Annotated in this window: 9 protein-coding genes; 5 read left to right on the plus strand and 4 right to left on the minus strand. The window is 69.0% G+C overall.

Translation table 11 applies throughout. The features are described from left to right. Positions 1 to 102: 102 nt before the first annotated feature. Genes KVT39_RS27735 through KVT39_RS27745 form a run of 3 tightly spaced genes read left to right on the plus strand, consistent with a single transcriptional unit; the run spans position 103 to position 1,301 of the window. The gene (locus KVT39_RS27735) at positions 103 to 453 is read left to right on the plus strand and encodes a helix-turn-helix transcriptional regulator (RefSeq protein WP_105391262.1); all 351 of its coding nucleotides are present in this window, start codon (positions 103 to 105) and stop codon (positions 451 to 453) included. Further along, a complete protein-coding gene (locus KVT39_RS27740) occupies positions 443 to 877 on the plus strand; it encodes a YeeE/YedE family protein (protein WP_105391261.1) in 435 nt (144 codons plus the stop codon). The genes KVT39_RS27735 and KVT39_RS27740 overlap by 11 nt, the downstream gene beginning before the upstream one ends. A 1-nt stretch (position 878) precedes the next feature. Then, positions 879 to 1,301 (plus strand): DUF6691 family protein, encoded by a 423-nt coding sequence (locus KVT39_RS27745; protein WP_105391260.1) that lies wholly within the window; start codon positions 879 to 881, stop codon positions 1,299 to 1,301. Between the two features lie 256 nt (positions 1,302 to 1,557). Here KVT39_RS27745 and KVT39_RS27750 read toward each other — a convergent pair whose 3' ends face one another. After that, positions 1,558 to 1,908: a hypothetical protein gene (locus KVT39_RS27750; RefSeq protein WP_217590673.1), complete on the minus strand. Its 351-nt coding sequence runs from the start codon at positions 1,906 to 1,908 to the stop codon at positions 1,558 to 1,560. 194 nt (positions 1,909 to 2,102) lie between these two features. Here KVT39_RS27750 and KVT39_RS27755 point away from each other — a divergent pair, with 194 nt between their 5' ends. Next, on the plus strand, positions 2,103 to 3,596 hold the full coding sequence (locus KVT39_RS27755; protein ID WP_034179771.1) for a PLP-dependent aminotransferase family protein: 1,494 nt from the start codon (positions 2,103 to 2,105) through the stop codon (positions 3,594 to 3,596). A 65-nt stretch (positions 3,597 to 3,661) separates the two neighbouring features. On the opposite strand, the gene KVT39_RS27760 is transcribed toward KVT39_RS27755, so the two are convergent. The 3 genes from KVT39_RS27760 to KVT39_RS27770 form a co-directional block, all read right to left on the minus strand. Then, a complete protein-coding gene (locus KVT39_RS27760) occupies positions 3,662 to 3,937 on the minus strand; it encodes a hypothetical protein (RefSeq protein WP_034179770.1) in 276 nt (91 codons plus the stop codon). Between the two features lie 97 nt (positions 3,938 to 4,034). Then, positions 4,035 to 5,453 (minus strand): cytochrome c peroxidase, encoded by a 1,419-nt coding sequence (locus KVT39_RS27765; RefSeq protein WP_217590674.1) that lies wholly within the window; start codon positions 5,451 to 5,453, stop codon positions 4,035 to 4,037. Further along, entirely contained in the window at positions 5,450 to 6,913 is a 1,464-nt protein-coding gene (locus KVT39_RS27770) for a metallophosphoesterase (protein WP_217590675.1), read from the minus strand. Before KVT39_RS27770 ends, KVT39_RS27765 begins: the two co-directional genes overlap by 4 nt. 179 nt (positions 6,914 to 7,092) lie before the next feature. On the opposite strand from KVT39_RS27770, the gene KVT39_RS27775 reads away from it, so the two are divergent. Beyond that, entirely contained in the window at positions 7,093 to 7,941 is an 849-nt protein-coding gene (locus tag KVT39_RS27775; protein WP_105391256.1) for a class I SAM-dependent methyltransferase, read from the plus strand. The last annotated feature ends 118 nt before the right edge of the window (positions 7,942 to 8,059 follow it).

Genomic DNA, 8,059 nt, shown 5'->3' on the forward strand with positions numbered 1-8,059 from the left:
AGCCTGAGCGAAGAGGGCGCAAGGTCGCCGATGGATAAATAGCAGGAAGCAACATTATATGAATTGATATATTATTTGTTCTTTAATTGTCATCCCGCTCCGATGAACCACGATCTTCCCGCCGGGCTGCCCGAGCCCGACCAGATGCGTGCAGCCGCCGAATCGGCCTGCGCGTTCCTCAAGGTGCTGTCGAATCCCGACCGGCTGCTGCTGCTCTGCGAACTGTCGCAGGGCGAGCGCTGCGTGAGCGATCTCGAGACGACGCTGGATATCCGCCAGCCGACGCTGTCGCAGCAACTCGGCGTGTTGCGGGACAACGCGCTGGTCCGCACGCGCCGCGAAGGCAAGAACATCCACTATTCGCTCGACAGCCCGGCCGCGATCGCGGTGATGGGCGTGCTGTACGAGCAGTTCTGCGGCCCGGCCGCGAAGGGGACGCGCGATGCAGCTTGATACGCTTCATTTCACGCCGTGGCTGTCGTTGGCCGGCGGCGTGCTGATCGGGCTCGCCGCCGCGTGGCTCGTCGCGTTCAACGGCCGGATTGCCGGCATCAGCGGAATCGTCGGCGGCCTGTTCACGGCGGGTTCCGGAGAGCGCGACTGGCGCGTCGCATTCGTCGCCGGGCTGATCGCCGCACCGATCGCGATGCGCGTCGTCGGAGCCGGTCTGACGCCGCAGGTCGACGCAAGCTGGCCCGAGCTGCTGGCGGCCGGGCTGCTGGTCGGGATCGGCACGCGCTACGCGGGCGGCTGCACGAGCGGCCACGGCGTGTGCGGGATGTCGCGCGGTGCGCTGCGCTCGGTGGTCGCGACCGCGACTTTCATGATCGCGGGCTTCGTGACCGTATTCGTGCAGCGGCACGTGCTGGGAGGCTGACATGCAGGCAGGATTCGCGTTTCTGGCGGGGTTGCTGTTCGGCGTCGGCCTCATCGTGTCGGGCATGGCCAATCCGCAGAAGGTGCTCGGCTTTCTCGACCTGGCGGGCCGCTGGGATCCGTCGCTCGCGTTCGTGATGGCCGGTGCGATGGGCGTGGCCGTGTTCGCGTTCGCGTGGGCGAAACGCCGGACGCGGTCGTGGCTCGGCTTGCCGATGCAGCTGCCGGCCTTGCGGGCGATCACCGTGCGCCTGGTCGCCGGAAGCGCCGTGTTCGGCATCGGCTGGGGGATGGCCGGGTTCTGCCCGGGGCCCGCGATCGTGTCGATCGGCTTCGGATCGGCCAAGGGGATCGGGTTCGTCGTCGCGATGCTGGCGGGGATGGCGATATTCGAGTGGGTCGAGCGCCGCAGGAACGTGCGGTGATTCGATGGCCGTCGCGTGCCGGGCAGGCTGCGGCGGACGACGCGGTTTCTTCGGATGAGGATGGCCGGAGCGCAGTGCGTTCGCTCGTTGCCGCGATGATGCGGTGGCTGCGTGGCCGTCTCCACGAATCGGTGAATCGGTGAATCGGTGAATCGGTGAATCGGTGAATCGGTGAATCGGTGAATCGGCAAATCGGCAAATCGGCAAATCGGCAAATCGGCAAATCGGCAAATCGGCAAATCGGCAAATCGCGACGTCAGGAATGCTCTCGCACATGATGGCTGCCGCGCACCCGCCCGGACAGCCGGCGCAGGATCGCACTGCACGCCGCGAGCACGTATCTGCGGCCAGCAGGCTCCACAACCGCCGTGCTGACCGCACCGGCGCCGCCGGCCGACAACGCCACGTGACCGGCCGCCTCAAGCACCAGGCATTCGCCTTCGTCGAGCACGCGGCGAATGTACTGCGGCGCGTCGGGCAGCCAGTCGAGCCCGCCGTGACGCAGCGTGACCGCAAGCGCGCCGTCCAGCACGATCACCTGGCTGCCCTTGTCGAACCACGCAAAGTGGCTTTGCCCGGCGTCGAGCCGGATATGTTGCGTCCGCATGGCGATCCCTTTTCCCGGTTGCGCGGCCTCGCGACGGCGAGGCGACGGCGTGCAGTCAGGTTAGGGAAACAGGCGCGGGCACGACAGATTCAGGGGACGGGAATCTGTTGCGGTGCAGGCGCCGATTTTGCGTCGCTGTATCGGTGGTTTTTCCCGGAATCTGTATCTGGCGTGCACTCGGACGCGCGGGCACGATGGCCCGCATGACGCCTTTCGCCGACGCATCCCGCACGCCTTTGCCGATGGACGGCGAGCCGCTTTACGAACGGCTCGCCGAACATTACCGCCGCATCATCGCGGCCGGCACGCTGTCGCCCGGCGACCGGATGCCGTCGGTGCGCGCATTCATGGCGCAGCACGGCGTGAGCCTGTCGACCGCGATCCAGGCATTCCGGCGGCTCGAGGATACGGGCTGGTGCGAGGCGAAGCCGCGCTCGGGCTATTTCGTGCGGCGCCGCGCGTCAGCCGTGCTTGAAACGCTGCCGGAAAGCGAAGGCCCGCCGCTGAGTGTCGAGCCGCCGTTCGCGGGCCTGCACGAACGCGTGTCGCGCGTGATCGACCGTGCGAATGCGGCAACCGATGCGCTGAATCTCGGCGGTGCGTCCGCGCTGGCTGCGCTGTATCCGACCGAGCGCCTGCAGGCGCTGGCGATCCGGCTGCTGCGGCGCAAGCCGACGCTGCTGACCGACGCGGGGCCCGTCGGCGGTTCGCCCGAATTCCGGCAGACGATGGCCAAACGCGCGCTGTCGTACGGCGTGACCGTGTCGCCGGACGACGTGATGTCGACGAGCGGCGGCGTCGATGCGGTGAATCTCGCGCTGCGCGCGGTGGCGCGCCCCGGCGACACGATCGCGATCGAATCGCCGGCGTTCTTCGGCTTGATCCAGCTGCTCGAAAGCCTTGGCCTGCGCGCGCTCGAAATCCCGGCCAGCCCGACGACCGGCCTGTCGATCGAGGCGCTCGAAGTGGCGCTGACCGCGTATCCGGACATTCGGGCCGTGGTCGTCGTGCCGAACCTGCAGAACCCGCTCGGCTGCGTGATGCCCGACGAACGCAAGGCCGCGCTCGTCGCGCTGTGCTCGCGCCACGGCGTGGCCGTGATCGAGGACGAGCCGTATCGCGAGCTCGTCGAGGCGCCGCAGGCGGTCAAGCCGGCCAAGGCATGGGACCGCGACGGCACGGTGATCTACTGCCCGTCGTTCAACAAGGTGCTGGCCCCCGGGATGCGGCTCGGCTGGATGAGTGCGGGGCGCTGGCATGCGCGCGTGAAGATGCTGAAGTTCGCGCACAGCCGGCACAACGCTGCGTTGCTGCAGGCCGTTGCCGCCGAATTCGTCGGCTCGGGCGCGTTCGATCGCCATCTGCGCCGGTTCCGCGAACAGTTGCGCGTGCAGCGCGATGTGACGATCGACGCGATTGCACGGCATTTCCCGGCCGGAACCCGGATGAACCAGCCGCCGGGCGGGATGCTGCTGTGGATCGCGTTGCCGGAAGGCGTGCGCTCCGACGCGCTGTTCGACGCCGCATTGGCGCACGGGGTCAAGATCGCACCCGGTTCGATCTTCTCGAATTCCGACCGCTTCGACGCTTATATCCGGCTTGCGTGCACGCGCGTGTTCGATGCGGCGCACGAGGCGGCATTCGAAACGCTCGGCCGCCTGATACGCGACGCGGCTGCTGCTGCATAAGCACGACAGCGGCCGGCGCGCGATCGCTCCGGCCGGCCGCGCCGCCGCAGCGGCGGGACGTCATGTCAGCGGCCTGCCGAGTGCGAAGCGAGGTGCTGGCGGATCAACGACAGGTAACGATCGCCGACCGAGAAATCGCGTGCGACGCGCGGCCGTTCGGCCTGGCGCAGCGTGGCCGGCGCGCTCATGCCCAGATACCGGCAGACGGCCGACGGAAACGGCTTGCGGGTATGCCCGAGCTGGCGCGCCGCGCGCTCGACGCGGGCGTCGCCGACCTGGGCGCGAAGCCACGCCAGCACTTGGCGATCGGTGTCGTTGACGATACGGACCAGATGTTCCATCGCGCACCTCACTGTTCATAAATACAGTACTGTAAATATAACCAGTGTTTGCGGCGGCCGCAAGCGGGTGCGCTTGCGACTGGCCGTTCGGCCAGGGTCAGCGCGCCGGCGCGGTGGTTCGGCGGTCCGGCGATCCGGAGATCCTGGCAGCGGGAGCGGCAGGGGGAGCAGCCGCGGCGATGCCCGTATAGCGCGCGTCGGTCAGCGTGCCGAGGAACGCGACGATGTCGTCGATTTCCGCGTCGGTCAGCGCGGGCGGCGTGCCGGGCCGGCGGTTCATCGGCGTCGAGTTGACGTTGATGTTGCCGCGATAGGCGGCCGGCACGTCGTCGAACGTCGTGGCGCCGTGATACCAGAAGCCGGGGTCGGTCGAGCGCGTGTTGTAGAACGCGACCGCGTCGCGCAGCGTCGTGAACACGCCGTTGTGCATGAAGGTCTGCTTGATCGCGACGTTGCGCAGCCCCGGCGTACGCAGGTAGCCGCACCATTGCGTCGGCTCGGGCCAGCGCAGCCGCCGTGCGGTGTCGCACAGCCCGTTGTCGAAATGGCGCGGATCGCGGTTCGCCGGCAGCGCGCGGTTGCGCGGCACGGCGATCGCGTCATAACCGAAATCGGTGAACAGCGAGCGCTCCGGGCGGCTCGACGTGTCCGACAGCGTGTGGCAGGTCATGCAGTTGCCCTTGTCCGGATTCCGGAACAGCGCGAGGCCGCGCATCTCGGCCGGCGCGAGCGGCTTGCGGGTGCGCAGGAACGCGTCGAAGCGCGACGTGAACGGCGCCATCTCGTCGCTCTGCAGATAGGCCTCCACGGCCGAACCCAGCGCGCGCACGAGTTGCTCGGGATCGCGCCGCACCGGCGTGCCGAAGCGCGCGGCGAGATCGGGCGCGAGTTCGGTCGCATTGACCTTGCGCAGCAGCGCGGCCGGCGACCGGTTGTTCATCTCGTTCGGATCGAACAGCGGCCCGCGGATCTGCTCGGCGAGCGTATCCGCGCGGCCATCGCTGAACAGTCCGCCGAACGGCGACGGCGCGGGCGCATCGTCGTCCTGGTAGAAGTGGCGGCGCGGCACGTAGCGCACATAAAGCAGCGACGGCGCATTGCGCCGGCTGAAGCGCCCGGGCCGGCTGCCTTCCGGCACGCCGGGCCCCGCGAGCGAAGCCGCCGACAGCGTCGGCGCGAACGCACGGCCCGGATCGTGGCAGCCCGCGCACGACATGCCGCGCGGCTCGGACAGCCGCGGGTCGAAGAAGATCCGGCGGCCGAGCGCGACGAGCGTCGGATCGGGCGCGAAGCGCGCGGTGGCCGCGTCGATCTTGCCCGTCACCTGCGGCGTGCCGTTGCCGATCGTGTCGACGACGCGCGACGGCGGCGCGCCGGGGAGCAGGACCGTTTCGGACGGCGCGGCGTGCGCTGCGTGCGCCGCCAGCGCCAGGCCGGCGAGCACGGCCGCGGCAAGCGTATGCAGCGTTTGCCGGCCGCGCGCAACGCGGCCGTCACATCGAACCTCTTCACTCACGGCGTAATGAACCCCGTCTTGTCGCAGGCGAGCGTCGTGCCCGACTGGTTGCACGACGCGAGCAGCTTGCCTGCCGCCGAATACGCACGGAACACCCAGCCCGTCGCGGGTGCCGCACGGCGTTCCATGATCAGGAAGCCGAAGCTGTTGTTGTGCGACAGCCGCTCGATCACGGCGCCCGGTGCCGGCGTCAGGCCGGCCGGGAACGGGTCGGGCAGTGCGACGTCGAGGTTGTCGCCGCCGTTGCCGGACACGATCGTCGCCGGGTGCCCGGACGAGAAGTTGATCGCCTGGAAGTCGTGCACGTGACCGTGCAGCGCGACGTGCACGCCCGGCGGGTAGTACGCCTGCGCGTTGAGGCTCGCCATCACCGACTGCAGCGCGAGGTTGCCCGGCGCGGGCGTGCTGCCGGCGATCGGCGCGAACGCGAGGATCGGATGATGGTTCGTGAAGATCGTCGTCGTCATGCCGGCCTTCGACGCGAGCGCGGCCACCGTCTGGAACTGCTTCTGGTAGATGCCGAATTGTGCGTCGGTCGTCTTGAGCGGCGTGCGGCCGACCTTCGCGGTGTCGAACACGATCACCTGCGAGCCGCCGCCGAGCGACACTGCATAGGGTTCCGAATAGTTCGCGTTGGTGTCGTTGGCCGGATCGTCGCACGAGCGGGCGGCCGAATACGGGCGCGGATCGAGGAAGCGGTACCAGCCCTGGCCTGCGCGCGCGCATTCCTCATGGTTGCCGCGCACGACGACCCACGGCGCCTTCGCGAGCAGCGGTGCCGCCGGGCGGAACAGGTCGGCCTGCCACGTATCCCAGCCATAGCCCCACGGGCTGTCCTTGCAGCCGGCGATATCCGGCGGGCATGCGTTCTCGCGATAGTGGTAGTCGCCGACGTGCAGTACCAGGTCGGGCGACAGCTTCGCGACGCTGGCCGCGATCGTGTCGAACGGCCAGACCGTCGCGTCGTTGCACGCCTGCCATGCGTTGTCGGCCTTCTTCATCCGGCAGCCGGTGTCGGCGATGATCGCGATGCGCTGCGGCTGCGCTTTCGGCAGCGGCAGCGTGCGGCCCGCGACGCTCGCCGCCTGCGCATCGGCCGGCAACGTCGTTTCGCAGACGGAGACCGGGAAGCTCGACGGCTTCGAATCGGCCGGGTCGCTGGCGGTCGGCCGCTGGGCCGGGGTCGCGGCGCTGGCGCGCAGCGTCATGCGCGACAGCTTGCCGTCGACGGTCAGTTGCGGACACAGCGGATCGCCGGCCGACGCGGGGGTGTAGTTCGTGATGACGCGCGCGATCGCCTGGTTCGCGTCGCCGATCTCGACCCATGCGGCCTGGACGTTGACCGACGCACTGGCCGGGTCGGCCGGCGAATCGATGTGGTTCGAGCACGCGGACAGCGCGGCGAGGGCAACAAGGGGGGCGCAGCGCGCGAGCAGTGCGCGCGGGAGGAGTCGTCGCATGGGAGGCACCGTAGGAAAGTCGTCAACGATACGCAGCACGAATGTAAGAAATGTGAAAAACCGGGGCGCGGCAGGGTGCTCGCCTACGCGCCGGGATTCGCGGCCGAGGCCTTGACCTCAAGCCGGCTTGAAGCAGCACAGTGCGCTTTATGATCAACGAACCAAAAGGGGAATCGACGATGGAAACCAACCGGCCCAACGACGAACAATCCGCGCTGTGGAACGGCCCGTCGGGGCGTGCATGGGTCGATGCGCAGGCGCTGCTCGACCGGATGTTCGAGCCGTTCGAGGCGCTGCTCGCCGATGCGGCGGCCGCGTCGTCCGCGCGCAGCGTGCTCGACGTCGGCTGCGGCACGGGCGCGGTCACGCTTGCGATCGCGCGCCGGCTCGGCACGGACACGCAATGCACGGGCATCGACATCTCGGCCCGGATGATCGATGCCGCGCAGGCGCGCGCCGAACGCAGCGGCATTCATGCCCGCTTCGTGTGCGCGGATGTGCAGACTCATGCGTTCGAGCCCGCGAGCGTCGACCTGATCGTGTCGCGCCTCGGCGTGATGTTTTTCGATGACCCGGTCCGGGCGTTCGCGAATCTGCGGCACGCGGCGCGGCCCGACGCGCAGATGCGGTTCGTCGCGTGGCGCAGCGCGGCCGACAATCCGTTCATGACGACGGCCGAGCGGGCCGCCGCGCCGTTGCTGCCGAACCTGCCCGCGCGCCGGCCCGGCGCGCCGGGGCAGTTCGCGTTCGGCGACCGGCAGCGGATCGCGTCGGTGCTGTCGGACAGCGGCTGGGCCGATATTGCGATCGAGCCGGTCGACAGGGCGTGCGTGTTGCCCGAGCCCGCGCTGGACGACTACATCGCGCGGCTGGGCCCGGTCGGGCTCGCGCTGCTGGAGACGGACGAGGCGACGCGGCGGAGCGTGGTCGAGAAGGTGCGTGTCGCGTTCGAGCGTTACGTGCACGGCACGGAGGTGCGTTTCGATGCGGCCTGCTGGCTCGTGACGGCGCGCGCGCCGTCCGCGTAACGCGTTGCGATAAAAGGCGGATCAGGAAAGGGCCGCCTGCCTGAGCTGACCCCGTAAAGTTGGACGGGTAAATTAGGCCGCCAAGGGCTGAGTTCTGTACTGCACGGGACTCAGCCCT

The sequence above is a fragment of the Burkholderia sp. GbtcB21 genome (genome assembly GCF_019091065.1).
GTDB lineage: Bacteria > Pseudomonadota > Gammaproteobacteria > Burkholderiales > Burkholderiaceae > Burkholderia > Burkholderia pyrrocinia_C.